Here is a 24304-nt window from a genome sequence, read left to right as displayed (position 1 = left end):
GGCGGGAAGGCGACATCCGGGCGACGGGTCGGCGAACTCCCGCCACCCCTGGGGACGCGCTGTCAGTCGTGCGGGATCTCGCTGATGACCTGGGCGCCGAGCGTCCGGCTCAGGAGCTCCTCGTGGCTCAGCCCGTCGTTGTCCATCGCCGGGTCGTCGGCGGTGACGTGCCGATCGGGGTCGTACGCCTCCGGCCGCGCGGCGTCGTCGCGCAGGCTGGCCCGCGCCGCGGCGATCGCGTCGGCGCTGGCCCGCTCACGGGGCGGCGGCGCGGTCGGCGGGGCGGGTGCCGGCTCGGGAGTCGGCGGCGGTGCGGCGGCCGGTGGAGCGGCGTCGGCCGGGTCCGGCGCCGGCGGCGCGGGGTCGGACGGCCGTTGCGGCGGCGGCGCGGGGCGGGACGCCGCGGAGGCACCGGCGTTGGGGTCGACGATCGCCTCGACGCGCCACGTCCCGCCCAGCACGTCGGCGAGCGCCTGCACGAGGATCCCGTCGGACCCGCTGCGGACGAAGGAGTCGCGCGCACCGCTGTTGACGAGGCCGATCGTGAGCGTGGTGCCCTCGAGCGAGTGGACCTGGGCGTTCTGGCTGAGCATCACCCAGGTGAAGCGACGGATCACCCGCACCTTGTCGAGGATCTCGGGCCAGAGGCGGCGTACGTCGGCCACGCCCGGGGTGCCCGTCGGGGCGGCGGCCTGGTCGGCGGGCGGGGCGTCGACGCGGGGTGCCCGCTCGACCGGCGGGGCGGGCGGCTGCTCTGCCGGCTGCTCGACCGGCGCGGCCGAGGTCTCGACCCGCTCCGCTCGCTCGGCCACCGGGGTCGGCGTCGGCTCGACCACCGGAGCGGGCGGCTGCTCAGCCGGCGGGGCGGCGGTCTCGGGGCGCGGCGCCCGCTCGTCCGCCGACGGGGCAGACGGGGCGTCGCCGACCATCGACAGGCGACGCTCGATCCGGTCGAGCCGCGCCTGGACGCCGTCCGGCGTCGCGTCGGCGCCCGGCAGCAGGATGCGGGCGCACATCAGCTCCAGCAGCAGGCGCGGCGCGGTCGCGCCCCGCAGCTCGGTGAGTCCGGCGCTGACCACGTCGGCCGCGCGGGTGAGGTCGGCGCGACCGAAGCGGGAGGCCTGGTTCTCGACGCGTTCGGCGCGGTCGCCGGGGATGTCGATGAGGCCCATCCCGATCGCGTCGGGGACGTTGGCGACGATGACGAGGTCGCGCAGCCGCTGCAGGAGGTCCTCGGCGAAGCGCCGCGGGTCCTGTCCGGTCTCGACGACCTTGTCGACCGCCGCGAACACCGCGCCCCCGTCGCCGGCGGCGAACGCGTCGATCACCTCGTCGAGCAGCGAGTCGGGGGTGTAGCCGAGCAGCGAGGCCGCGAGGTCGTAGGTGACGCCGTCGTCGGAGGCGCCCGCGATCAGCTGGTCGAGCACGCTCAGCGTGTCACGGACCGATCCACCGCCCGCGCGGACGACCAGGGGCAGCGCCGTCGGCTCGAGCGGCACGCCCTCGGTGCGGCCGAGCTCCTCGAGGTAGGTGGTCAGCGTCTTGGGCGGGACCAGCCGGAACGGGTAGTGGTGGGTCCGCGAGCGGATCGTGCCGATGACCTTCTCGGGCTCGGTCGTCGCGAAGATGAACTTGAGGTGGGGCGGGGGCTCCTCGACGAGCTTGAGGAGCGCGTTGAAGCCCTGGCTCGAGACCATGTGGGCCTCGTCGATGATGTAGACCTTGTAGCGGCTGTTGACCGGGGCGAAGAACGCGCGCTCCCGCAGGTCGCGCGCGTCGTCGACGCCGCCGTGGCTCGCCGCGTCGATCTCGATGACGTCGATGCTCCCCGGCCCTCCGCGCGCGAGGTCGCGGCAGCTCTGGCACTCGCCGCACGGGTCGGCGACCGGGGCCTTCTCGCAGTTGAGCGTGCGCGCCAGGATGCGGGCGCTCGTCGTCTTGCCGCAGCCGCGCGGACCGGAGAACAGGTAGGCGTGGTTGACGCGGTTGTTGGCGAGCGCGTGTCGCAGCGGCTCGGTCACGTGGGACTGGCCGATCACCTCGGCGAAGGTCTCCGGGCGGTAGCGCCGGTACAAGGCCATGGGTTCGTCCACGCGTCAACCCTAACGATCGTCCCTGACGTCCCGAAGCGCCCTGTCGTGTGCCGCCCGGGGCGCCCGGCGATGCGCAAGGCCCCACGACACACGTCGGCGTCGCGGGGCCTTCCGGGGGTTTGCTTCATCGCATGGCGCCCGAGGCGCACCTGCACTGTCCTACCGTGCGATCAGGAGCGGGTGCAAGGGTACGAGCGGGAGAAGTTTGACCTTTTCGCGTCGTCCAGAGGGTCGTACACAGGAGTCGGACCGCCATCCACAGATCGCGCCCGTTCATCCACAGTTTCCCCACAGGGTGAACTGTTCCGGATCGTGAGACCGGGCGCGGTCGCGACGTCCGGCGACCTCACGCGGACGGTTCGTCGGCGGCCTGCCGCCCGTACGTCACCACCGCCGCCACCTCGGCCGGCACACCGTCGGCGAGCTGCCGGTCGGGCCGGGCCCCGAGCGCGTCGTTGACGGTGGAGAACGCCAGCCGCAGCGCGACGAACGCCGTCGCCTCGAAGATCTCCCGGTCGCCCAGGCCGACCGCCCGCAGCCCGGCGACGTCGTCGCCGCTGGTCGCGTTGGGATCGCGGACGACCACCGACGCCCAGGCGGCGAGCGCCCGGGTGCGCGGGTCGAGGCCGTCGGTGTCGCCGCTCAGGACGCCCGCCGCCGTCGCAGGGTCGGTCAGGCTCGCCAGCCGACGCCCCCAGGCCAAGGAGCAGTACGAGTCGCCGCGCGCTGCCGCGGTCGCCGCCACGAGCACCGCCCGGTCGGCGTCGGTCAGCGCGCTGTCCCGCGCGACGGTGGCGCGTGCCTGCGTCGCCGCCTGCTCGACGTCCGGACGCCACGCCCACACGCGGGTGAGGTTGTTGACGTAGCCGTCGCTCTCACGGTCGGCGTCGTAGAGGGCTCGCACCTGGTCGTCGTACGGCGGTTCGTCGAGGAACATGTGCTCAGCATGCTCCGTACCGCGGGCCAGCGGGCGGCGCCAGGCATGAAAAGGTCCCTCGCGCACCCGGTAGAGCTCACTTACCCTTGCTGCCTTCCGGCCCTGGGGGAGTTGGGCGAGATGCCGCCGCGCGAGGGACTGCCGTCATCCTACCGAGCACGGGCAAGGGCCGGGACCCGGGGGAGGCCTACCCCGGATTTCAGCGCGGGAGGGGCGAACGGGTACCCTGCTCGCGGAGGATTCGCATAGTGGCCTAGTGCGCACGCTTGGAAAGCGTGTTGGGTTAACGCCCTCAGGGGTTCGAATCCCCTATCCTCCGCCACAACCTCGAAGGCCCGGACCGTGCTGCGGTCCGGGCCTTCGGCGTCCGGGGCCGAATCCGGTTGCCGGTCACCCGCGTGGCCCCAAGACTTGCATCCGCGACCGGATCCTGGTCGCGGATGCACGTCCTGACGACAAGTCCTGACGGAGGAGGCAGCGATGGCCGAGGATGCGACGGCGCTCCGTGCGCGGATGCGCACCGACCTCGTGGCCGCGATGAAGGCGCGGCAGCCCGAGGTCGTCACCGCCCTGCGGACCGCGATCGCCGCGATCGACAACGCCGAGGCCGTCGAGGTGACCGAGGCACCGCACGCCACGAGCACGGCGGTCAGCGAGCACGTCGCCGGCACGCAGAGCGGCGCGGGTGCGACGGAGGCGGAGCGCCGCACGCTGTCCGCGGACGAGGTCCGCGCGGTGCTTCAGGTGCAGATCGACGAGCGACTCGCGGAGGCGCAGGGATACGAGGAGCACGGCCGAGCGGATGCGGCCGCGCGGCTCCGGCGCGAGGCCGACGCACTGCAGTCGTACGTCGGCCCCGCGTCCTGAGCCGTCAGAACTCCTGCCACGTCCCGCCCGGCGGCACCCAGCCGCGGGACTTCTTGGAGTAGTCGCACACGCCGTCGGGGAACGCCGCCTTCAGCCGCGCCTTCTGGTCCGCGGTGAACGTCACCGCGTAGTCGGACCAGCGGACCGGCCTCAGCGCACAGGCGACGACGTCCTGGGCCATCGACTGCCCCGCGACCTGGCGCGGGTTGGACCCGATCTTGTAGATCGAGGCGCAGGCGTCGCCGCCCTTGTCCCAGTCGGTCGGGGCGAGCTGCCCGGTCGGCAGCCAGCACCCGTCGGTCAGCGCCGCCGGCTTGTTGCGGACGACCTTGTCCGCCTTCGAGCCGCGAGCGTGGTCACCGTCGATCGCGGTGAGCCAGGCCTCCATCGACGCGAACGCGTGCGCCGAGGCCGCGGCCGTGAGGGCCGGGACCGGCAGGTGCGCCACGATCACCTGGTTGTCGGCGTCCCCGTTGGCCTTGCGGAGCCGCTCGCGCATCACGAACGACCACTCCGCGGTGTGGAAGTTGGCCGGGACCCCGGCGACGTCGGCGTACGTCCGCAAGTCGATGACCGGGGTCTCGGCTAGCCCCTGCGACGCGGTGTTGACCATCCCGTACCGGTACGACCCGCGGACCGCCTTCAGGTCGGCGCGGCTCCGCTCGGGGACGACGACGCCCGCGGGGTCGTACCCGCCGATCTTCTCGTTGAGCGTCACGAACTGCTCGGCGTCGATCGTGCCCGCCGCGAGCGCCGCGAGCCCGTACTGCTGCCCGACGTTGTCGAGCGCGCTCCGGACGAACCCGGTCTCCGGGTCGCGCCCGACCTGGTTGACGAACTGCTCCATGGCCGCGCAGCGCACGCCGTCGGGGTTGGTGGCGGCGTCCCAGCGGACCTCGACCGGGATCACCGCCGGGCAGGAGTCGGTCGCGGTGAGCCGGTTGGCGAAGGCGAGGTCCCAGGAGACGCAGCTGCTCGCGTTGAGGTAGCCGGTCACGGCCCGCTGCTGCTCGGCGGTCCAGGAGGCACCGGCCCCGGCGTAGAACCGCTGCAGGAGCCGGCAGTCGGCGTTGGGGCCGGTGGTGGTGACGACGTCGGGGAAGCCGATGCTGGGGACGATGCCGTCGACGATCCCGGGGTAGGTGTCGGCGATCGTGTACTGCTGGATCGCGCCGCCCGAGCCGCCCCAGCCGATGGTGTGCACGGGCGCGCCGTACGTCTCGACGACGTGCTCCTTGACCATCATGGCGGTCTCGGCCGAGATGATCGGGCTGCAGTTGTTGTCGAGGACGTTGAGCGACGACGACGCCACCACGTAGCCCTGCGACAGCATCATGTGGTCCATCACCCCGCCGGTCCCGGCGCCCTGGTGGTAGCCGCCGTTGCAGCCGCCGCCGAAGGTGTAGACGAGACGGTCGTTCCACGTCGCCTCGGGCGCGGTCGGCGACGGGTCCGTGCCGTCGTACAGGCCCGCGACCTGGTAGACCGCGCGGTTGATCGTGCCGGTCTCGAGTCGCACGACGTACGGGAAGGTCCTGCCGCCGACCGTCACCGTCGCGGCGTCGGCCGGGACCTGGGTCGGGTCGGGGAGCGGCTTGAAGGAGCTGCCCGAGCGGTACTGGTAGGTGACCTTCGTCGCTGCCGCGCAGTCGGGCTGCTCGGCCGGACCGAGCCCGAAGGCCTCGGTCTCGCAGTAGAACGGCTGCTGCTGAGGTCCGGAGAGCACCGGGCCGGTGATGTCGTGGTTCGTCACGATCTCCGTGGCCAGCCTCCAGCCGCTGGCGGCGATCAGCAGGTTGCGTCCCTCGCGCAGCCCGGAGACGACGCCGGTCCGGCTGCCGTCGGCCTGCTCGACGAGCGCCGTGCTCGTACGCCGTCCGTTGAGGAGGAGGGTCACGCGCGCGTCGTCGGTGGCTCCCGTGACGCGGACCAGGACGTCACCTCCGCTGACCAGGTCCGGTCGCGGGTTGGACACCGTCTCGACCGCCAGCCGTGCCTTGCCGCCCTCGGACCCGTGCGCGGTGACCGCGCCGCTGGCCGGTGGCGACAGCGACGCCATGAGAAGTCCCGAGACCAGCACCCCTGCCGCCGGTGCCACCACGACCGCACGCCTCCACCGCATCAGCAACGCCTCTCGTCACGAGGGACCGGCTCCGCCGGAGCGGGCGTCGGGCGTCCCGCGGGACGACCGTAGTGTGTGACGCGGATCACGTCCAGCGATTGAGGAAGTCGAGGACGACCCGGTGCGCGGGTCGGCGCGCACGCGGCGCCCGAGGGGCAGACAGGCGCCTGACTACACTGCAGGGGTGATCTTCCGAGGAGTGGGTGAGGGCAAGCCGTACCCTGAGCACGGCTTGACCCAGAGCCAGTGGGCCAAGCTGCCTCCGCAGCAGGTCCGTCTGGACACCCTCATCACGGTGAAGCGCCAGCTCGACCTCGCCAATCTCCTCGACGAGGACTCCACGTTCTTCGGCGACCTGTTCCCGCACGTCGTCGGCTGGCAGGGCGACCTCTACCTCGAGGACGGTCTGCACCGCGCCCTCCGCGCGGCGCTGCAGCAGCGCCAGGTCATGCATGCCCGTATCTACGCGATGGACAGGTGACGATGAGCCGGGGGTTGCGCACGTTCCTCACGATGTCGGTGCTCGCCGCCGTCCTCGTGGCGGGCACGTACACAGGGGTGAGGCTGCTGTTCGCCGAGGCGCCGGAGCTTCCCGACGCCGACGCGTCCAGCTCCTGCCGCAACCGCACGCTGGAGCCCGGCGAGCAGCTCGCCCCCAACCAGGTCAGCGTCAACGTCTTCAACGCGGGCGGCCGCTCCGGCATGGCCAACCGGACGATGATCAACCTCCAAGGCATCGGGTTCCTGCCCGGCAAGATCGGCAACGCCCCCGACGACACCCGGATCGCGAACGTCCGCGTCGTCGCGCGCGAGCCGAAGCGGGTCGACGCCCGCCTCGTCGGCGCCCAGTTCAAGGGCAAGGTGCAGTACACGAAGGGCACCCCCGAGGACGAGGCGAGCGTCGAGGTCTACATCGGGACCGACTTCAAGGGCATGAAGAAGGAGCCGGTCAAGGCGATCAAGGCCAAGAACCGGGTCACCCTCTGCGTCCCCGACGTCGGCGTGGAGCCGGCCGCCTGACGCTCAGCTCGTGATCGCCACGACGCCGAGGTGGCTCGAGATCGACGCGTAGCGCTCGGCGTACATCCGCACGCCGCTCATGTCGTACGCGATCACCATCGCCCGGATGGACGCCCGCGCCTCGGTGAGGTTGCGCTGGTAGACGGGGCCGCCGCTGTCGCCGTTGCGGGCGATGACCCGGTCGTCGCTGCGCCGGCCACGCATCAGGTAGGTGCTGCAGGTCGACGCCACGTCCGGGTCGTCGCAGAACGTGGCCGACAGGCTCGTGATCTCGATCCCGCAGACCGACTTCGTCACCGCGCCGGACGCGCAGACGTTGTCGCCGACCGCGCCGTCGTTCGCTCCGGTGACCGTCCGGACGTCGAAGTTGTCCAGCCCGTCGGTGTAGATCGAGCCCGAGTACGTCGAGCCGGCCAGCCGTGCCTGGTCGTACTCGGGATAGTTCGAACGCCCCGAGGTCTGCCCGAAGTAGTAAGCGCCCGAGTACCAGGACGTCCCGTTGCCGCCGCAGTGGCCGGCCGTCACCGAGTAGCGGGTGCTCGACGTCTTGCTCTTCACCGTGAAGCCGGACGAGCAGTTGGAGGAGCCCGACGAGATGCGGGCGCCGCCCCAGTGCGGCGCAGTGTCGGCCGTACGCGAGCTGCGTCCGGCGTCGCCGGAGTAGCGGACCACCACGGCTCCGGCCGGGACGCCCTCGACCGGCGCCGCCTGCACGTCGAGCCGTGCGGCCGCCGAGTCCGGGGCCTCCGACGCGACGTCGACGACGACGGCCTCGAGCTCGGGGTCGAGGTCCATCGCGTAGCCGGCCGACGGCGCGGCCGCGGAGGCACGCCACTGCTGCCCGGCGACGCCGAGCCACGCGTCGCGCAGCTCGTCGGCGGTGCGCTCGGACGTCCGGACCGTCAGCAGGCGACGCGCGGTCGTGGGGAGGCCACGCGTGAGCCGGTCCACCAGCGCCCTGCCGTCGGTGCCCTGCGTGACGACGAGCGTGTAGCCCTCGGTCGGGCTCCCGGTCACTCCGATGACACCCGCGTCGAGGCTGACCGGTACGCCGTCGGCAGGCTTCTCCCCCTGCGGCGTGAGCAGGGCCGTGACCCGGTCGGCCACCGTGCGCTGGAGCGGGGTCGCGACCGGTCCGTCGTACGCGACGGCCTCCGGCTCGTCGGCCGCGACGACGAGGGCGGTCTTGTCCGGTGACAGTGCGGCGTCGTCTCCCTGCGCTGGAGCCCCGGTGGCGGCGAGCATCCCTGCTCCGAGGACCAGAGACGCGAGCGAGGCGGTGACGAGCGGGCGTGGAGTCGGCATCGTGGGCTCCTTCGTCGCAGGGTTCGTACCAGGAGATTAGTGGGTCCCGCCCTGGACTGCCCGGCACCTCTTTGGTTAGCCTTACCTGAGAACGTCTGTCCGAGCAGGAGGCTCCGCGTTGACCACCACCACCGAGACCGTAGTCCAGGCCTGGCGGTTCTTCGACGTCGAGGTGGCCCGGACGACCACCCTCTCCCGCTCGTTCGTCCGCATCACCTTCCGCGGCGACGACCTCCACGAGATGGCGGCCAACGGCTTCGACCAGCGCATCAAGCTGCTCCTCCCCGACGCGACCGGCGGCTACGCGCACGTGCCCGTCGGGGCGAGCTGGTACGACGAGTGGCGCAGCCTGCCCGACGATCACCGCAACCCGATCCGCACCTACACCGTCCGCGCCTCGCGTCCGGCGCTGCGCGAGATCGACGTGGACGTGGTGCTGCACGGGACGACGGGGCCCGCCGGACGCTTCGCGGCGACCTGTCGACCGGGGACGCCGGCCGTCCTCATGGGACCCAACGCGCTCCACCCCGGCCCGCACGGCGGTCTCGAGTTCGCCGTGCCCACCGCCGACCGGCCGATCCTCGTCGTCGGCGACGAGACGGCCGTCCCCGCGATCTCACGGATCCTGGAGGACCTGCCCGGCGACCTGTGCGGCCACGTCGTCCTCGAGGTGCCGCACGCCGAGGACTTCACCGACCTCCCGCGACCTGCCGGCGTCTCCCTCACCTGGATCGCCCGCGAGGGTGCGGCCCACGGCGAGCAGCTCGTCCCCGCCGTACGCCGGTGCGCGTCGTCGCTGCTCGGCCTCCCCGTCGCCCCGGCACCGGAGGGCACGAACGCCGACACCACGACGATCGACGACGTCGCCCCCGACGAGGAGCTCCTGTGGGAGGTCGCCCTCGACGACCAGGGCGTCCCCCTCCCCCCGACCGGCGACCTGTACGCGTGGCTGGCCGGCGAGGCGTCGGTGATCAAGACGCTGCGCCGCTTCCTCGTCACCGAGAGCGGCGTCGACCGGCGCTCGGTGGCGTTCATGGGCTACTGGCGAGCGGGCCGCCCCGAGATGTGACCGGCCCCGTCCGGCTCCCGGTCGTACGCCGTCGGTCACCGTAGTCTCGAGCCCATGATCACGGCCGTCGTGTTCGACCTGGACGGGGTCCTCGTCGACTCCGAGGAGCGGTGGGACACCGCGCGCCGCGACGTCGTGGCCGCGGCCGGGCGTCCGTTCCCCGACCACGCCACCCGCGCGATGCAGGGGATGAGCGCCCCCGAGTGGGAGCGCTACCTGCACGGCGAGCTTGGGGTGCCCGACCCGCCCGACCGGATCGGTCGCGCGGTCGTGGAGGTGATGGCGGCCGGCTACCGCGACGACCTCCCGCTCCTCCCCGGGGCCGTCGACGCCGTGACCGCCCTTGCCGGGTCGTACCGGCTGGCCGTCGCCTCGTCGGCCAACCGCGTGCTGATCGACCTCGTCCTTGCTCTGGCGGGGGTCGCCGACCGGTTCGCCGCGGTCGTCTCCAGCGAGGAGGTCCCCCGCGGGAAGCCGGCGCCGGACGTCTACCTCGAGGCGGCGACGCGGCTCGGTGTCGCGCCGGAGGCCTGCGCGGCGGTCGAGGACTCCTCCAACGGGCTGCGCTCCGCCCACGCGGCGGGGATGACGGTCGTCGCCGTCCCCAACGCCGCCTACCCGCCCGACGACGACGCGCTCGCGCTCGCCGCGGCGGTCGTGGAGCGCGTCGACGCGGTCACGCCGGAGATGGTCGCCGGGTTGCGCTGACCGGGCGCCCGGCCTGACAAGCAGCGAACCCCGCCTGGACGCGGGTCCAGACGGGGTTCGTACGGCGGTGGCGGTGGGATTTGAACCCACGGTAGGTTGCCCTACACAACATTTCGAGTGTTGCACCTTCGGCCGCTCGGACACGCCACCGCAGAAGAGATTACCGGACCGGGTCCCCGGCTCCCCACCCGGGTCCGCTGCCTCAGCGGTGCTCGGCGAAGAACGCCAGCAGCTGCGCGGACGCCTCGTCGGCGCGCACCCCGCCGCGTACCTCCGGGCGGTGGTTCAGGCGCCGGTCGCGCACGACGTCCCAGAGAGAGCCGACCGCGCCCGCCTTCTCGTCGTACGCACCGAAAACCAGCCGCGAGACCCTCGCCAGGACGAGCGCGCCCGCGCACATGGTGCAGGGCTCGAGCGTCACGACGAGCGTGCAGCCGTCGAGCCGCCACTCACCCCGGGCCTCGGCGGCCGCACGAAGGGCGAGGACCTCGGCGTGGGCGGTCGGGTCGCCGTCGCGCTCGCGGGCGTTCCAGCCCTCGCCGAGCACTGTGCCGTCGGCGTCGACCACGAGGGCACCGACCGGGACGTCGGCGGAGGCGAGAGCACGCGGAGCGAGATCGAGGGCGCGACCCATCAGGGCCTCGTCGCGGGCGAGCGGGGACGGCACGTCAGTCGACGAGCGCCTGGTAGGCGTCGCCGAAGCCGAGCCGCTCGGCGATGTCGCCCAACACCTCGTCGGGATAGGCGTCGGGGTCGTCGAGCATCACGGCTAGGTCGATCGCGGTCACGCCGAGGTCGGCGAGGATCTCCATGTCGCCGGCCGGCTGCGGCTCGTCGTCCTCCTCCGGGTCGGGGAGGTCGAGCTCGTCGGCCACGGAGCTGGCCAGCGGCCACTCGTCGATCGCGGTGACGTCGGACAGCAGCAGCCGCGTGTGGGTGCCGGAGACGCGGGCGAGCACGAAGAAGTCCTCGTCGACCGCGACCATCCCGATCACCCCGCAGTCGGACGGGAAGGGGCGCAGCGCCCGCTCCAGCTCCTCGACGTCCTCGCCGACACCGGACGGGAGCGCGGTCAGCTGCCACACGCCCTCCTCGCGGTAGGCGACCAGCGCGACGTCGACCGCGTCCTCCACCTCGTTCTCCACGACCGACACCCCCCTCCGGCGCTCACCGTCGAACGCGTACCCCCGAGGATGTCAGAGGATCGCGCGCTCGTGTTGGAGAGCTACCGCGAGTTCGCTGGTCGGTAGGGTGCCGGTCATGGACATCCACGTCGTCGACCACCCGCTGGTCGCGCACAAGCTCACGACGCTCCGCGACGCCGGGACCGACTCGCCGACCTTCCGGCGGCTGACCGACGAGCTGGTCACGCTCCTGACGTACGAGGCGACGCGCGACGTCCGCGTCGAGCCGGTCCGGGTCGAGACCCCCGTCTCGCCGGCCCAGGGCGTCCGCCTGGCGCCGCCGAAGCCGCTCATCGTGCCGATCCTGCGCGCCGGCCTCGGGATGCTCGAGGGGATGCAGCACCTGCTCCCGACCGCGGAGGTCGGCTTCCTCGGCATGATCCGCAACGAGGAGACGCTCGAGCCCGCGACGTACGCCGAGCGCCTTCCCGACGACCTCACGGGCCGGCAGGCGTACGTGCTCGACCCGATGCTCGCCACCGGCGGCACCCTGTCGGCGGCGATCGAGTTCCTCGTCTCGCGCGGCTGCTCCGCCATCACGGCGGTGTGCCTGCTCGCGGCGCCCGAGGGCATCGCGCGCGTCGAGGCGGACCTCGCCGACATCGCGGTGCCGGTGTCGCTGGTCGTGGCGGCCGTGGACGAGAAGCTCAACGACGTCGGCTACATCGTGCCGGGGCTGGGCGACGCAGGAGACCGCTTGTACGGCGTGGTGTGAGGCACCCGCGCACCCGTTGGTGCCTCAGCGGTCACCGGTGCGACGCGGGTGACCACTGACCCACCGACGCAGACCGCGCGGACGGCGCATCATCAGCACGCCGATCGCGGCCACGGCGACGCCGCGCGGCGCCTCGTACAGGAAGCCGGAGAGGCCTGCCGTCGCGGGGACCGGCACGAAGAACCCGACCATCCCGGCGAGCGTGAGGATCGCGATCCAGCGCGGGACGGCCCGGTTGCGGAGCATGCTCGCGCCGAGCAGACCCATGCCGAGCAGCATCACGAGGCCGCCCAGGGTGTTGAAGAGCCCGAACGCGGTCGTGCCGATCATCGTGTCGTCGTCGGCGATGAGGTGCGCCGTGTCCGGGTTCTCGGCCAGCGGGTGGGCCACGAACAGCTCGACGGTCAGGTGGCCGGCCGCGGTGACGATGTTGCCGACCAGGTAGAGGAGCGTGCCGACGAACCCGGCCGTGCCGAGCCGCGGGCGCATCCACGCGTACATCGCGGGCAGGCCCAGGATCAGCAGGACGGTCCCGATCCCGAGCAGGATCTGGGCGATCGGCGTGCCGGGGCTGGTCAGGGCTTCGACGGAGTGGCCCTTGCCGTGCACGATCGGGTGGAGGACCCCACCGGCGATGCACAGGGTGCCGCCAAGAGCGAGCGCCGCTCCGGCCATGCGCAGTACAGTCTCGCGAGACGGGCCACCGACCTCGGTGCGGGACTCGGCGCGGGAGGTTGAGGTGGGCTGGGTTGCTGTGGTGTTGGTCATGCGACGACGGTCGCCCAGGCCGCTGGTGTGACGCTGGTGCCGTCCTGGTCGGCCTCTGAAGCCCCGCCCGCGCCGACGATCGCGACGCTCGGCCCGCTCCAGGTGCGCGGTGGAGACGGGTCGCTGATCGCCGTCCCGGCCCGCAAGCACGCCGACCTTCTCGTCATCCTCGCGGTCGAGCGGACGACGCGCAGCGCCGACTACCTCAGCGAGCTGCTCTGGCGGGGCGACCCGCCGGAGAGCGCCCGGGTGACGCTGCAGGGCTACGTGTCCCGGCTGCGGCGGGCGCTGCGGTCGGCGCCCGACGTCACGATCGAGACCACGTCCAACGGCTACGCGCTGCGGTGCGCCGGGGAGAGCACCGACCTGGACCTGCTCGACAGCCTGTCCCGGGAGGCCCGCAGCGCGCACGCCGACGGCGACGCCGCCCGGGCGGTCGGGCTCCTCGAGCGGGCTCTCGCCCTCTGGCGGGCCGACGCACTCCCCGAGGTCGAGGACGTCGCGGAGCTCGCGCCGGAGCGTGCGCGTCTGGACGAGCTGCGCTCGGAGCTGACCGAGATGTGCGCCGAGGACCTGCTGGCGCTCGGCCGTCCGCAGCAGGCGGTCACGCTGCTCGCCGAGAGCTGCGAACGACGACCCCTGCGCGAGGGCACGGTCCGGCTGCTGGCGCTCGCGCTGCGCGACTGCGGTCGGGTGCCGGAGGCGTTGGACGTGCTCGTACGCCTGCGGCGCGGCCTGCGCGACGAGCTCGGGCTCGACCCGGCTGCGGACACGCTGCGCGTCGAGCAGGAGATCCGCAACCCGGCGGTGTCGACCGAGCCCACCTCCGCGACGGGGTCGCGTCTGATCGGCCGGGCTGACGCGGCTGCGGCGCTGGACCGGGCTTGGCAGCGCAGCGAGCGGGAGCTGGTGGTCGTCACCGTGCGCGGTCCGGCCGGGATCGGGAAGTCGACCCTCGTCGCCGACGCGGTCGACCGCCACAGGGAGACGGCGTTCGTCACCGGCGGGGTGGCCGGAGAGGGGACGGCGCCGCGCGAGACGCTGACACCCTGGCTGGACCAGGCCGCGCTCACGGGACGCGAGGTCCCGGATGCGCCCTCGGCACGGACCCTTGCCGCGCTCTTCGCCGACGTGGCCCGGGAGCGCGGCCACGTGGTCGCCGTGGTCGACGACGTGCAGTGGGCGGACCTCGACTCGCTGCGGACGATCGCCTCGGCGGTGCGGGTCCTCCGTGCGCACCCTGTGCTCGTCGTCCTCACCCAGCGCCCGGGGCGGACGGAGCCCGAGCGCGCCGCCCTGATTCAGCTGCTGCAGTCCGCCGGCGTCCACACCGACCTCGAGCTCCCGCCGCTCTCCGAGACCGACCTGGAGGCGCTGGTCGGTTCGCGGGTCGGCGGTGTCGACGCGTCAGTGGCCCGGGAGATCGTCACGCGCAGCGACGGCAGCCCGCTCGTCGCCACCCAGCTCTGCGACCTCGTCCGCACCGGCCTGCCGATCACCGACCACGCGATGACCCGCATCATCCGGGGCAAGCTCGACGCGGTGTCGGACCCCTCCCGCGCGCTCGCGGAGGTGCTGGCCGTGGTCGGACCCCGTACGACGCTGGCGCTCGCGTCGGCGGTGGATGGCACCAGCGCGGCCGGGGCGGCGGGCGCGGCCGGGGCGGCGGGCGCGGCCGGGCTCGACGGACGCGTGAGCGAGCTCGTGGCGGCGCAGATCGTGACGGTCTCCGGGTCTGAGATCGCCTTCGTGCACGACCTGGTCCGCCAGGCGGTTCTCGATCGGGTCGGGGGCGCCGAGCTCGCGGCGCTGCACGCGCGCGTCGCCGAGGCCCTCACCGTCGTGGCGCCGTCGGGGCTCGCCGCGATCGCGGTCCACCGCAGCGCGGCGGCGATGGGAGCCGTGGACGCGGGCGCCGCCCACGCCTGCCGCAGCGCTGCCGACGACGCGCTGCGGCACGGCGCCGCGGGTGAGGCCGTCCGGCTCGCCGAGCTCGGCCTCCAGCACGCCGACCCGTCCGAGGTGACGGTGGTGACCGACCTGGAGGCGCTGGCGGGGCGGGCACGCGCTCAGCTGGGCGACTACGCGTCGGCGGACGAGTGGTTCGAGCGGGCCGGGCGTCGCTGCGCGGAGCGGGCGGACTGGCCCGGCCTGGCGCGCATCGCCCTGCTCGCGGCGCCGAGGGGTGTCGGCGGCTACTTCTCGGGGTTCGGGCTCACGCAGTCCGGTTCCTCGACCTTGCGGGCGCGCGCGCTCGCGCACCGCGAGGAGCTCGACGCCGAGGTGGTGGCGCGCATCCAGGCCGTCGAGGCGGTCGACCGTGCGGTGCAGGGCCTGTCGGGCGACCTCGACCTCCTGCGCGAGGCCACGGCCTGCAGCGCACCGGGCAGTGCGGCGGAGCGCCAGGTCCACCTGGCCGCGTTCGTGTGCCGGTGGGAGCCGTCGACGGTGGCCGAGCGGACCGCGATCGCCCACACCCTCGCCGCGCTCGCCGACGACGTCGACTCCCGCGCGACCGCCCTCCACCTGCGGCGGGTGTGCGCGCTCGAGGCCGGCGACCTCCGCCTCGTACGCCGCCTGTCCGCCGAGTTCGGCCGGCTCGCCGTGGACGGCGGCGACGACCTCGAGGCGATGCAGCTCTGGTGGCAGGTGATGCTGGCGGTGCTGCGCGGCGAGTACGACGCGTCGAGGGACCTCATGGCCCGGCACCTCGCGGGAGTCGCCCCGGACAGCCCGGCACGTCGCCTCGCGGAGGTCTCGCTGATGACCAGCGCCTCGATCGAGCTGTGGCACCGCGGCCGTCTGGCGGAGAGCGTCGAGGAGGCAGACGCTCTCGCGGACGAGTTCGACGAGGACTTCGCGCTCGTCGTGGCGATGGGGGCCGCGGAGAGCGGGGACCCCCGGCGGGCGCTGGAGCTGGTGGAGGCGGTGGTCGGCCAGCCGGGTGGGCTGCACGGGCCTCGGGTCGCCGTGCGGGTGCCGCTCGCCACGGAGGCCCTCGTCGCGGTCGGTCACGTCGCGCCCGAGCTGCGCCCGCGGGTGCGCGAGGTGGCCGCGGTCCTGGAGCCGTACACGTCAGGGTGGGGCGACACCCTCGTCGTGCAGTGGCCGGGACTGGTCTGCCTCGGGCCGTCGGGACTCTACGGCGGCACGCTCCGCGGGATCCTCGGGCACGACGGTGCCCGCGTCGAGGTGGCCGCGGCAGCGCGGCGGGCACGCGCGCTCGGCGCCCGGCCGTACGCCGCCCGCGCCGAGGCCCGGCTCGAGAAGTGGCCGTTCGCGGGCTGAGCGCCGCGGAGGGCACGCGACTCCGTTTGCGCAGGTCACGTGGGGTGGACGCGAAGAAAATGTTGCGCGAGCCAACGCTCAGGTCCCAACCGATGAGATGCACGTCTCACCCACTGGTCGTCCGCCAGTCGCTGCGGATAACGTCTGCCGAATGAAGATCGGCGTGGTCAAGGAGACCTCGCCGGGTGAGACACGCGTCGCCGGCACTCCGGCGACGGTCACGCAGCTGATCAAGCTGGGTTACGACGTCGTGGTCGAGTCCGGTGCAGGCGTAGCGTCCAGCTTTTCCGACGAGGCGTACGTCGAGGCCGGTGCCTCGACGGCATCGCGCGACGAGGCGTGGCAGTCCGACCTGGTGCTCAAGATCAACGCACCGTCGTCGGACGAGATCGGCCTGCTCCGCGACGACGCGACGCTGGTCAGCCTGGTCGCCCCGGCGTTGAACGAGGCGCTCGTCGACGCGTTGGCCCAGCGCAGCCTCACGGTGCTGGCGATGGACGCGGTGCCGCGCATCTCGCGGGCGCAGTCGATGGACGTGCTCTCGTCGATGGCCAACATCGCGGGCTACCGGGCCGTGGTCGAGGCGGCGCACGAGTTCGGCCGGTTCTTCACCGGTCAGGTCACCGCCGCGGGCAAGGTGCCTCCGGCCAAGGTGCTCGTCGCGGGCGCCGGCGTCGCCGGGCTGGCCGCGATCGGTGCGGCGAGCAGCCTGGGCGCGATCGTCCGCGCCACCGACCCGCGTCCCGAGGTCGCCGACCAGGTCAAGTCGATCGGCGGGGAGTACCTCAAGGTCGACGTCGAGCAGGAGGTCTCGACCGACGGCTACGCGCGGGCGACCAGCGAGGCGTACGACCGGCGCGCCGCGGAGATCTACTCCGAGCAGGCTGCCGACGTCGACATCATCATCACGACCGCCCTGATCCCCGGGCGTGCGGCGCCCCGCCTGATCACCGAGGCGGACGTGGCGAGCATGAAGCCGGGCAGCGTCATCGTCGACATGGCGGCAGCCCAGGGCGGCAACGTCGCCGGGTCGGTCGCGGGCGAGAAGGTCGTCACCGACAACGGCGTGACGATCCTCGGCTACACCGACCTCGCGGGCCGGCTGCCCACCCAGGCCTCGCAGCTGTACGGCACGAACCTGGTCAACCTGCTCAAGCTGCTCACCCCGGCCAAGGACGGGCAGCTCGTCCTCGACTTCGACGACGTCGTCCAGCGCGGCGTCACCGTGGTCCGCGACGGCGAGAAGACCTGGCCGCCACCGCCGGTCTCCGTCTCGGCCGCACCTGCCGCCGCCGCCCCGGCAGCCGTGCCCGCCGTCACCGAGAGGAAGGCGCCGCCCAACCCCGCGATCAAGTGGGGCCTGATCGGCACCGGCATCCTCGCGCTGTTCCTGGTCAACGCCTTCGCGCCTGCCCCGCTGCCCGAGCACTTCACGGTGCTCACGCTGGCGATCGTCATCGGCTACTACGTGATCGGCAAGGTGCACCACGCCCTGCACACGCCGCTGATGTCGGTGACCAACGCGATCAGCGGCATCATCGTCGTCGGCGCGATGCTGCAGATCTCGATCGGCGACGGGGCCGACAACGCCACCACCATCCGGGTGCTGTCGTTCGTCGCGATCCTGCTGGCCTCCATCAACGTCTTCGGCGGGTTCGCCGTGACCCGTCGCATGCTCAGCATGTTCTCGAAGGACTGACGCCGCCATGACTGCACAGAGTGCTGCCACCGCGGCGTACATCGTCGCTTCCCTGCTGTTCATCCTCTCCCTCGCCGGGCTGTCCAAGCACGAGACGTCGCGCAACGGCGTCTGGTACGGCATCGCCGGCATGGCGATCGCGCTGGTCGCGACGTTCGCGCTGGTCGCCGACGTCGCCGACGCCACCGCGATCGCGCTGCTGCTCGTCGCCGTCCTGATCGGTGCCGCCATCGGACTGTGGCGTGCGCGCATCGTCGCGATGACCCAGATGCCCGAGCTGATCGCGCTGCTGCACTCGTTCGTCGGTCTGGCGGCTGTGCTGGTCGGCTGGAACGGCTACCTGGCCCCGAACCACCTGACCGGGTCGCTGGCCGACATCCATCACGCCGAGATCTTCATCGGCATCTTCATCGGCGCTGTCACCTTCACCGGCTCGATCGTCGCCAACCTGAAGCTGTCCGCGCGGATGCGCTCGGCGCCGCTGATGCTCCCGGGCAAGAACGCGATCAACGTCGGCGCGCTCGTGGCCTTCGTGATCCTGACGGTCTGGTTCGTCGTCTCCCCGAACCTCGTCCTGCTGATCGTCGTCACCGTGCTCGCGCTCGCGCTCGGCTGGCACCTCGTCGCGTCGATCGGCGGCGGCGACATGCCGGTCGTCGTGTCGATGCTCAACAGCTACTCGGGCTGGGCCGCGGCCGCGTCGGGCTTCCTGCTCAACAACGACCTGCTGATCGTCACCGGCGCGCTCGTCGGCTCCTCCGGTGCGTACCTGTCCTACATCATGTGCCAGGCGATGAACCGCTCGTTCATCTCGGTGATCGCCGGCGGCTTCGGCATCGAGGCCTCGACCAACGACGCGACCGACTACGGCGAGCACCGCGAGATCTCCGCCGCCGACGCCGCCGACCTCCTCACGAACGCCCGCTCGGTCGTCATCACCCCCGGCTACGGCATGGCCGTCGCTCAGGCGCAGTACCCGGTCGCCGACCTGGTCCGCAAGCTGCGCGACCGCGGCATCGAGGTCCGTTTCGGGGTCCACCCGGTCGCCGGTCGCCTGCCCGGGCACATGAACGTCCTGCTGGCCGAGGCCAAGGTCCCGTACGACATCGTGCTCGAGATGGACGAGGTCAACGACGACCTCGCCGACACCTCTGTCGTGCTCGTCATCGGCGCCAACGACACCGTCAACCCCGCCGCGGCCGAGGATCCGACCAGCCCGCTCGCCGGGATGCCGGTGCTGCGGGTCTGGGAGGCCGAGAACGTCATCGTGTTCAAGCGGTCCATGGCCGCCGGGTACGCCGGGGTCCAGAACCCGCTGTTCTTCCGCGACAACAGCCAGATGCTGTTCGGCGACGCCAAGGAGCGCGTCGAGGACATCCTCAAGGCCCTCTAGGCCGACGCGAGGCGGTACGACAAACGGCCGGGGTCCGTTGGGCCCCGGCCGGCCCGTCTCCCCATCCATGATGTGACATCGCGGGTGGCACATCTCGGATACCGACGGTATCTTGGCTCCATGACCTCCACGTTCACCGGCAAGGTTGCCGTCGTCACCGGAGCCGCGCGCGGCATCGGCGCAGGTGTCGCCCGCGAGTACGTCCGCCGCGGCGGTCGCGTCGCCCTCATCGGCCTCGAGCCGGACGAGCTGAAGGCGGTCGCCGCCGAGCTCGGTGACGCCGCCGCGTGGTGGGAGGCCGACGTCCGCGACACCGCTGCGGTCGAGACCGCGGTGGACGCGGCCGCCGCACGCTTCGGCCGCATCGACCACGTCCTCGCCAACGCCGGCATCGCCTCGTACGGGACGGTCCGGCAGATCGACCCCGAGGCCTTCGAGCGGGTGGTCGACGTGAACCTCAACGGAGTCTTCCGTACGCTGCGCGCGGTCACGCCGCACGTGATCGCGACCAAGGGCTACGTCCTCGTGGTCTCCTCGCTCGCCGCGTTCACCCCGCTGGCGGGGCTGGCGCCGTACAACGCGAGCAAGGCCGGCGCCGAGGCGCTGGCGCTCGCCTACCGCCAGGAGATGTGGGTCCACGGCGTGAAGGTCGGGGTCTGCCACCCGTCGTGGATCGACACCGACATCGTGCGGGGCGCGGAGGCGGACCTGCCGTCGTTCAAGGCGATCCGCAGCAGGCTCCCGTGGCCGGCCAACGGGACGACCTCGCTCGAGGACTGCGTGGAGGCGATCAGCCACGGCCTCGCAAAGAAGAAGCGTCGGGTCTACGTGCCCAAGGGGGTCGCCGTCGCGAACTTCACCAAGCCGATCTTCAGCTCGGCGCTCGCCGAGCCGGTCGCCAAGCGCCTCGTCAAGAAGACCGTGCCGGCGATGGAGCGCGAGGTCGCGGCGCTCGGCCGCAACCACTCCGCGCACGTGCCGGTGACCAAGGGCTAGACCACCGCGCCGTACGCTGGTGCGCGTGGCGGACTGGCGGATGCGGCCCAGCACGGCCGCCGACGTCGACGCGGTGGCCGAGCTGCGCGCCGTCGTGCTCCGCGCCGACCTCGAACGCCTCGGCCGGTACGACGAGCAGCGCGTCCGGCAGCGGTTGCGTGACGGGTTCTGCCCCGCCCACACGCGGGTGATCGAGGTCGCCGGCGCCTTCGCGGGCTGCGTCGCGCTGCGGCCCGCCGACGACGCGTACTGGCTCGAGCACTTCTATCTCTCGCCGCTGCTGCAGGGACGCGGGACCGGCACCGCCGTGCTGCGCGACCTGCTGGCAGGGTGCGACCGCCGAGGCGTCGCGGTGCGCTTGAACGTCCTGCGGGGCAGTGCGGCACGCCGCCTGTACGAGCGGCACGGCTTCGTGGCCGAGGCCGAGGACACGGTCGACGTCTTCATGGTCCGCGAAGCCGCCGCGGCGACGAAGGGCTAGACGGCCGCGGACACCGACGCCGCGAGCGCGACGATGTGGCCGAGCCGGGCGAGCTCGGAGTCGAGCACCGGCGGACCGCCGTGGCGCCCGAAGATCACGACCGCCTCGCGCTGGGGGACGGGCGCACCCGCGAGGACCATCGAGCCCCAGTCGGACACCGGAGGCAGCCGCTGCGCATGCTCGAGCGTGAACCACTTCTCGACGTCCGGGACGCGCTCGGGCGCGGTCGGCGTCGCGTGCACGACCTGCTGCCCGGAGTCACCCGACTCCACGAGCAGCGCCCAGTCGGCACGGAACGTCTCGGGCACGCGGTCGACGAGGCTCTCGAGCGCACGACCCGGCTCGGCCGTGAACGCCTCGACCGCCTCGAGGTCCATCGAGAGGTTCGCGCCCGCGTTGTAGCGCGAGATCCACTGCACCCGCACGCCGTCGAGGCGGTGGCAGGCCGTGATGAGCTGGTCCGGCATCGTGGTCACGGGGAGCTCGAGCAGCACGTCGTCGACAGCCTTGCCGTCGGTGCGGTGCTCGACGATCTCGATCGCGTGGATGTCCGCACCGGCCTCACCGAGCGCGGTCGCGACGGCACCCAGCGAGCCGGGGACGTCGGGGAGCTCGATGCGCAGCAGAAACGCCATGGGTCGAATCCTCCGTTCAGCCGACCACGCACGGGGGTGGTGCGTGTACGCGGTCGACGGTGACCACGGCCTGGTGCTCCGGCCCGAAGCATACCGACTCGTCAGGACGCCCAGGGTGCCCCGTGGCGATTCGTCCCCTTTGTCAGCGCAGGGGATCGAGTGTCAGCGCAGGGGATCGAGACGACGCGCGTACGACGGCACGGCGTGCCCCGTCAGACCGTCGGCGACCATCCGGCCGGTGAGGGGTCCGAGCGCGATGCCCCACATGCCGTGGCCGCCCGCGACGTGGACCCGCGGCGAGCGCGTGGCTCCCACGAGCGGCAGGCCGTCGGTCGTGCACGGGCGCGAGCCGACCCACTCCTCCTGGCGCGCGTCCCAGTCGACGCCGGTGAACATCGGGCGCGCCGACGCCACGATCGCGTCGATCCGGCGGGGCTCCAGGGGAGCGTCGGGGTGGCGGAACTCCATCGTTCCCGCGACGCGGAGCCGGTCGCCGAGAGGCGTGCAGGCGACGCGCTGGACCGGGAAGTAGATCGGGTTCTTCGGCATCTGCTCCGGGACGACGGTGAAGCTGTAGCCGCGGCCCGCCTGCACCACACGCTTCACGCCGTACGACCGGGCGAGGTCGCCGAGCCACGTGCCGGTCGCGAGGACGACGGCGTCGGCGCGCAGCCGCTCACCGGTGGCCGCCAGCACCTCGACACCGCGAGCGCCGAGATCGACGACGTCGGTGACCTCGAAGCCGCCGCGCAGCTCGCCGCCGCGGGCGACGACCGACTCGGCCAGCGAGGCGACGTACGCGGGCGGGTTCACGTAGCGCTGCCCGAGCATGCGGACACCTGCCCGGACCCCGTCACCGAGCGTCGGCTCGAGGGAACGGATCTCGTCGGCGCTCAGCAGGTCGTAGTCGACCGAGCCGCCGGACGCGACCACGTGGGCGAGCTCGTCGACCAGCGTCTTGCGGTCCTCGACGGAGGCGAAGCCGGCGAGGAACGGGTCGGCGTCCTGGATCGGCTCGAGGACGCCGTGCCCGGCCGTGCCGCCGTCGCCGAGGACGTCGTACGCGCCGAGGGCGTCGCGGTTGAGCTCGGTGAAGACCGCCATCGCCGAACGCCACTTCTTCGGCGTGCAGTGCCGGGCGAAGCCGACGAGGAAGCGCAGCAGCTTCGGGTCGGTCGTCAGCGGGACGTAGACCGGTGAGGCCGGGCTGAGCATGGCCTTGAGGCCGTACTTGAGGACGGCAGGCTCGGCCAGCGGGAGGGTCAGCGCCGGCGAGACCCAGCCCGCGTTGCCCCACGAGGAGCCGGCGGCGACGCCGGTGCGGTCGACCACCGTGACCCGGACGCCACGCTCCTGGAGGAACCATGCCGTCGAGAGTCCGACCATGCCGGCTCCGGCGACGACGACGTGCTGAGGGGTGCTCGACGCGCTCGCAGCGCTGCCCGATGTGCTCATGGTCACCATGCTCGGCGGGTACGACGCCGCGCGGGGTGTGCGTTCGGCCACGATCGACGCGGGTCCGGTGTGGGATCGCACACCGTGCGGGCGCGATCCACCCGCACCACCCGCACCACCCGCACCACCCGCACCACCCGCACCGAAGACTTGCTGTTCTGACCCGCAGGGGGTCGCAACTGCAAGTCCACGGTGCATTCGGCGGAAGACGCGCAGAGAAGACTTGCGGTTGTGACCAGTAGGTGGTCGCAATTGCAAGTCCTCCGTGCGGGGCGCGGGCACGGTGCGGCGGGCACGGTGCGGGTGCGCGGGCACGGCGCGGGCGCGCGGGCACGCTGCGGGCGGGCCGTGCGGGGGCGCGGGCCGGCGCGGAGCGCGGTCAGGCGTCGAGGTCGCGCAGCTTGACGTGCAGCGCGAGGAGGAGTCGGGTGTCCGGGTCGTCGACGTCGACGCCGACCGCCTGGGAGGCGCGGCGCAGGCGGTTGCGCAGCGTGTTCGGGTGGACGTGCAGCGACGCCGCGGCCTCACCGACGTCGCCGCCGTGCGCGAGGTAGGCGCGCGCGCTCGGGAGCAGCTCCGCGTGGTGCTCGGCGTCGAAGCGCTCGAGCGCCGTGAGGGGGCTGAAGTCCTCGTACCCCGCCAGGGCCTCGGCAGCGCGCAGCGCCACCACGTCGGCGAGCGTGCTCCGGACGGTCTCGACCACTCCCGTACGACGGCGGCGGCGCAGGATGCGGACGACCCCGTCCGCGTCGCGGGCCGAGACGTCGATCGCCGCCGGGGTATCGACCGTCCGCCCGACTCCGACGACGAGCGGGCCGTGCGCGCGGGCGAGGAAGTCGCGCGCCAGGCGCGCCGCGCTCGTCTCGTCCCCGGAGACCACCGCGTACACGACGTCGTCGACCTGCGCCGCCGCCGCGCTCGGGGCCACGGCGGCGAGGTGGAGGACGAACGCGCCGGCGCGCGGTGCGGGCACCGCGACGTCCGCGCGGTCCGAGGCGAGGACCACCGCGGTGCACGGCGGCCGCAGCCCCGCCTGCTCCGCCGCGCGGACGGCGTCGTCACCCCCGCGCAGGAGCGCCTCGACGACCTCGACCGTCCGCCGACGGCTGGAGTCCGCCCGCTCGCGCTGCCGGACGAGACCCCGGGCGACCACCGGCGCACCCTCGAGCAGCGCGCGGCGCTGGAGCTCGGTCAGCCCCGCGGGCACGGCGGCCCACACCGAGCCGAGCAGCGTCCCCGTCTCGTCCCGCACGGCCACGATGGCCCGCTGCGTCATGCCGGACCCCGGGAGGTCGACGGTGACGACGTCGTGGGAGCGGGCGATCTGGCGGTAGACGCCGGCCTCGTCGAGCAGCGCCCGGTAGTGGGGCGGTACCTGCCGGCCGAGGATCGTCGTGATCCGCGCGTCGTCGACGGCCTGCGAACGGTCGGCGTCCAGGCTCTGGGAGTAGGCCAGGACGCTTGCCTGCGGGTCCTCGATCGTGATCGGGGCGCCGACGAGCTCGGCCAGCGAGTTCGCCAGCGAGGTCAGGTCGTCGTCACGGAGGTCCATGCGGGCAATGTACGGGG

General features: G+C 73.0%; 21 protein-coding genes, 2 tRNA genes and 1 other RNA gene. 12 read left to right on the top strand and 12 right to left on the bottom strand.

Annotated elements, in window-relative coordinates; genetic code table 11:
* Positions 1–62: 62 nt before the first annotated feature.
* The 3 genes from ACQSSQ_RS17900 to ffs all read right to left on the bottom strand — a co-directional run bounded on the left by ACQSSQ_RS17900 (position 63) and on the right by ffs (position 3173).
* On the bottom strand, positions 63–2081 hold the full coding sequence (locus ACQSSQ_RS17900; protein WP_431328488.1) for a DNA polymerase III subunit gamma and tau: 2019 nt from the start codon (positions 2079–2081) through the stop codon (positions 63–65).
* A 358-nt stretch (positions 2082–2439) separates the two neighbouring features.
* Positions 2440–3030, bottom strand: a complete 591-nt coding sequence (locus ACQSSQ_RS17895) for a carboxymuconolactone decarboxylase family protein (protein WP_431328467.1) — start codon at positions 3028–3030, stop codon at positions 2440–2442.
* Positions 3031–3076: 46 nt separating this feature from the next.
* Positions 3077–3173: signal recognition particle sRNA small type (gene ffs, locus ACQSSQ_RS17890), an RNA gene on the bottom strand.
* Positions 3174–3264: 91 nt separating this feature from the next.
* On the opposite strand from ffs, the gene ACQSSQ_RS17885 reads away from it, so the two are divergent.
* A tRNA-Ser gene (locus tag ACQSSQ_RS17885) sits at positions 3265–3352 on the top strand.
* 158 nt (positions 3353–3510) lie between these two features.
* Positions 3511–3897: a GatB/YqeY domain-containing protein gene (locus ACQSSQ_RS17880; RefSeq protein WP_431328466.1), complete on the top strand. Its 387-nt coding sequence runs from the start codon at positions 3511–3513 to the stop codon at positions 3895–3897.
* 4 nt (positions 3898–3901) lie between these two features.
* Here the strand turns inward: ACQSSQ_RS17880 and ACQSSQ_RS17875 are convergent, their stop codons facing one another.
* Positions 3902–6019 carry a DUF6351 family protein gene (locus tag ACQSSQ_RS17875; RefSeq protein WP_431328465.1) on the bottom strand — a complete coding sequence of 706 codons (2118 nt, stop codon included), beginning with the start codon at positions 6017–6019 and terminating at the stop codon, positions 3902–3904.
* 184 nt (positions 6020–6203) lie between these two features.
* Between ACQSSQ_RS17875 and ACQSSQ_RS17870 the strand changes: the two genes are divergently transcribed.
* Positions 6204–6500, top strand: a complete 297-nt coding sequence (locus tag ACQSSQ_RS17870; protein ID WP_431328464.1) for a type II toxin-antitoxin system VapB family antitoxin — start codon at positions 6204–6206, stop codon at positions 6498–6500.
* A 2-nt stretch (positions 6501–6502) separates the two neighbouring features.
* Positions 6503–7039 (top strand): LytR C-terminal domain-containing protein, encoded by a 537-nt coding sequence (locus ACQSSQ_RS17865; RefSeq protein WP_431328487.1) that lies wholly within the window; start codon positions 6503–6505, stop codon positions 7037–7039.
* Positions 7040–7042: 3 nt separating this feature from the next.
* On the opposite strand, the gene ACQSSQ_RS17860 is transcribed toward ACQSSQ_RS17865, so the two are convergent.
* Positions 7043–8344: a hypothetical protein gene (locus tag ACQSSQ_RS17860; RefSeq protein WP_431328463.1), complete on the bottom strand. Its 1302-nt coding sequence runs from the start codon at positions 8342–8344 to the stop codon at positions 7043–7045.
* Positions 8345–8462: 118 nt separating this feature from the next.
* Here ACQSSQ_RS17860 and ACQSSQ_RS17855 point away from each other — a divergent pair, with 118 nt between their 5' ends.
* Positions 8463–9413, top strand: a complete 951-nt coding sequence (locus ACQSSQ_RS17855) for a siderophore-interacting protein (protein WP_431328462.1) — start codon at positions 8463–8465, stop codon at positions 9411–9413.
* A 54-nt stretch (positions 9414–9467) separates the two neighbouring features.
* Complete coding sequence (locus ACQSSQ_RS17850) at positions 9468–10121, top strand: HAD family hydrolase (protein ID WP_431328461.1); 654 nt, start codon at positions 9468–9470, stop codon at positions 10119–10121.
* Positions 10122–10186: 65 nt separating this feature from the next.
* Here the strand turns inward: ACQSSQ_RS17850 and ACQSSQ_RS17845 are convergent.
* The 3 genes from ACQSSQ_RS17845 to ACQSSQ_RS17835 form a co-directional block, all read right to left on the bottom strand.
* Positions 10187–10271, bottom strand: a tRNA-Ser gene (locus ACQSSQ_RS17845).
* A 52-nt stretch (positions 10272–10323) separates the two neighbouring features.
* Positions 10324–10758: a tRNA adenosine(34) deaminase TadA gene (gene tadA / locus ACQSSQ_RS17840; RefSeq protein ID WP_431328486.1), complete on the bottom strand. Its 435-nt coding sequence runs from the start codon at positions 10756–10758 to the stop codon at positions 10324–10326.
* 31 nt (positions 10759–10789) lie between these two features.
* Positions 10790–11266 carry a tRNA adenosine deaminase-associated protein gene (locus ACQSSQ_RS17835; protein ID WP_431328460.1) on the bottom strand — a complete coding sequence of 159 codons (477 nt, stop codon included), beginning with the start codon at positions 11264–11266 and terminating at the stop codon, positions 10790–10792.
* 115 nt (positions 11267–11381) lie between these two features.
* Between ACQSSQ_RS17835 and upp the strand changes: the two genes are divergently transcribed.
* The gene (gene upp, locus ACQSSQ_RS17830; RefSeq protein WP_431328459.1) at positions 11382–12020 is read left to right on the top strand and encodes a uracil phosphoribosyltransferase; all 639 of its coding nucleotides are present in this window, start codon (positions 11382–11384) and stop codon (positions 12018–12020) included.
* A 24-nt stretch (positions 12021–12044) separates the two neighbouring features.
* On the opposite strand, the gene ACQSSQ_RS17825 is transcribed toward upp, so the two are convergent.
* Positions 12045–12695 (bottom strand): hypothetical protein, encoded by a 651-nt coding sequence (locus ACQSSQ_RS17825; RefSeq protein WP_431328458.1) that lies wholly within the window; start codon positions 12693–12695, stop codon positions 12045–12047.
* Between the two features lie 120 nt (positions 12696–12815).
* Here ACQSSQ_RS17825 and ACQSSQ_RS17820 point away from each other — a divergent pair, with 120 nt between their 5' ends.
* The 5 genes from ACQSSQ_RS17820 to ACQSSQ_RS17800 all read left to right on the top strand — a co-directional run bounded on the left by ACQSSQ_RS17820 (position 12816) and on the right by ACQSSQ_RS17800 (position 20645).
* Positions 12816–16076 (top strand): ATP-binding protein, encoded by a 3261-nt coding sequence (locus ACQSSQ_RS17820; RefSeq protein WP_431328457.1) that lies wholly within the window; start codon positions 12816–12818, stop codon positions 16074–16076.
* Positions 16077–16227: 151 nt separating this feature from the next.
* Complete coding sequence (locus ACQSSQ_RS17815) at positions 16228–17775, top strand: Re/Si-specific NAD(P)(+) transhydrogenase subunit alpha (protein ID WP_431328456.1); 1548 nt, start codon at positions 16228–16230, stop codon at positions 17773–17775.
* A gap of 7 nt (positions 17776–17782) precedes the next feature.
* Entirely contained in the window at positions 17783–19168 is a 1386-nt protein-coding gene (pntB, locus tag ACQSSQ_RS17810) for a Re/Si-specific NAD(P)(+) transhydrogenase subunit beta (RefSeq protein ID WP_431328455.1), read from the top strand.
* A 120-nt stretch (positions 19169–19288) separates the two neighbouring features.
* Positions 19289–20164 carry an SDR family oxidoreductase gene (locus ACQSSQ_RS17805; RefSeq protein ID WP_431328454.1) on the top strand — a complete coding sequence of 292 codons (876 nt, stop codon included), beginning with the start codon at positions 19289–19291 and terminating at the stop codon, positions 20162–20164.
* A 25-nt stretch (positions 20165–20189) separates the two neighbouring features.
* The gene (locus ACQSSQ_RS17800; protein WP_431328453.1) at positions 20190–20645 is read left to right on the top strand and encodes a GNAT family N-acetyltransferase; all 456 of its coding nucleotides are present in this window, start codon (positions 20190–20192) and stop codon (positions 20643–20645) included.
* Here ACQSSQ_RS17800 and ACQSSQ_RS17795 read toward each other — a convergent pair.
* The 3 genes from ACQSSQ_RS17795 to ACQSSQ_RS17785 form a co-directional block, all read right to left on the bottom strand.
* Positions 20642–21280, bottom strand: coding sequence for an ACT domain-containing protein (locus tag ACQSSQ_RS17795; protein ID WP_431328452.1), 639 nt, complete (start codon positions 21278–21280; stop codon positions 20642–20644). The genes ACQSSQ_RS17800 and ACQSSQ_RS17795 overlap by 4 nt on opposite strands.
* Before the next feature lie 162 nt (positions 21281–21442).
* Positions 21443–22735 (bottom strand): NAD(P)/FAD-dependent oxidoreductase, encoded by a 1293-nt coding sequence (locus ACQSSQ_RS17790; RefSeq protein WP_431328451.1) that lies wholly within the window; start codon positions 22733–22735, stop codon positions 21443–21445.
* A gap of 379 nt (positions 22736–23114) precedes the next feature.
* Positions 23115–24287 carry a PucR family transcriptional regulator gene (locus ACQSSQ_RS17785; protein ID WP_431328450.1) on the bottom strand — a complete coding sequence of 391 codons (1173 nt, stop codon included), beginning with the start codon at positions 24285–24287 and terminating at the stop codon, positions 23115–23117.
* Between the last annotated feature and the right edge of the window lie 17 nt (positions 24288–24304).

This window comes from Mumia spirodelae (assembly GCF_050632745.1).
GTDB lineage: Bacteria > Actinomycetota > Actinomycetes > Propionibacteriales > Nocardioidaceae > Mumia.
Note: the sequence above shows the minus strand (reverse complement) of the source record. Positions and strands in the feature narration are given on the sequence as shown.

Coding starts and splice junctions, on each gene's coding strand:
- ACQSSQ_RS17880 (WP_431328466.1), top strand. CDS start 3,511: ATGGCCGAGGATGCGACGGCGCTCCGTGCGCGGATGCGCACCGACCTC.
- ACQSSQ_RS17805 (WP_431328454.1), top strand. CDS start 19,289: ATGACCTCCACGTTCACCGGCAAGGTTGCCGTCGTCACCGGAGCCGCG.
- ACQSSQ_RS17815 (WP_431328456.1), top strand. CDS start 16,228: ATGAAGATCGGCGTGGTCAAGGAGACCTCGCCGGGTGAGACACGCGTC.
- ACQSSQ_RS17865 (WP_431328487.1), top strand. CDS start 6,503: ATGAGCCGGGGGTTGCGCACGTTCCTCACGATGTCGGTGCTCGCCGCC.
- ACQSSQ_RS17875 (WP_431328465.1), bottom strand. CDS start 6,019: ATGCGGTGGAGGCGTGCGGTCGTGGTGGCACCGGCGGCAGGGGTGCTG.
- ACQSSQ_RS17790 (WP_431328451.1), bottom strand. CDS start 22,735: ATGAGCACATCGGGCAGCGCTGCGAGCGCGTCGAGCACCCCTCAGCAC.
- ACQSSQ_RS17795 (WP_431328452.1), bottom strand. CDS start 21,280: ATGGCGTTTCTGCTGCGCATCGAGCTCCCCGACGTCCCCGGCTCGCTG.
- ACQSSQ_RS17900 (WP_431328488.1), bottom strand. CDS start 2,081: ATGGCCTTGTACCGGCGCTACCGCCCGGAGACCTTCGCCGAGGTGATC.
- ACQSSQ_RS17895 (WP_431328467.1), bottom strand. CDS start 3,030: ATGTTCCTCGACGAACCGCCGTACGACGACCAGGTGCGAGCCCTCTAC.
- ACQSSQ_RS17825 (WP_431328458.1), bottom strand. CDS start 12,695: ATGGCCGGAGCGGCGCTCGCTCTTGGCGGCACCCTGTGCATCGCCGGT.
- ACQSSQ_RS17785 (WP_431328450.1), bottom strand. CDS start 24,287: ATGGACCTCCGTGACGACGACCTGACCTCGCTGGCGAACTCGCTGGCC.
- ACQSSQ_RS17860 (WP_431328463.1), bottom strand. CDS start 8,344: ATGCCGACTCCACGCCCGCTCGTCACCGCCTCGCTCGCGTCTCTGGTC.
- upp (WP_431328459.1), top strand. CDS start 11,382: ATGGACATCCACGTCGTCGACCACCCGCTGGTCGCGCACAAGCTCACG.
- pntB (WP_431328455.1), top strand. CDS start 17,783: ATGACTGCACAGAGTGCTGCCACCGCGGCGTACATCGTCGCTTCCCTG.
- ACQSSQ_RS17850 (WP_431328461.1), top strand. CDS start 9,468: ATGATCACGGCCGTCGTGTTCGACCTGGACGGGGTCCTCGTCGACTCC.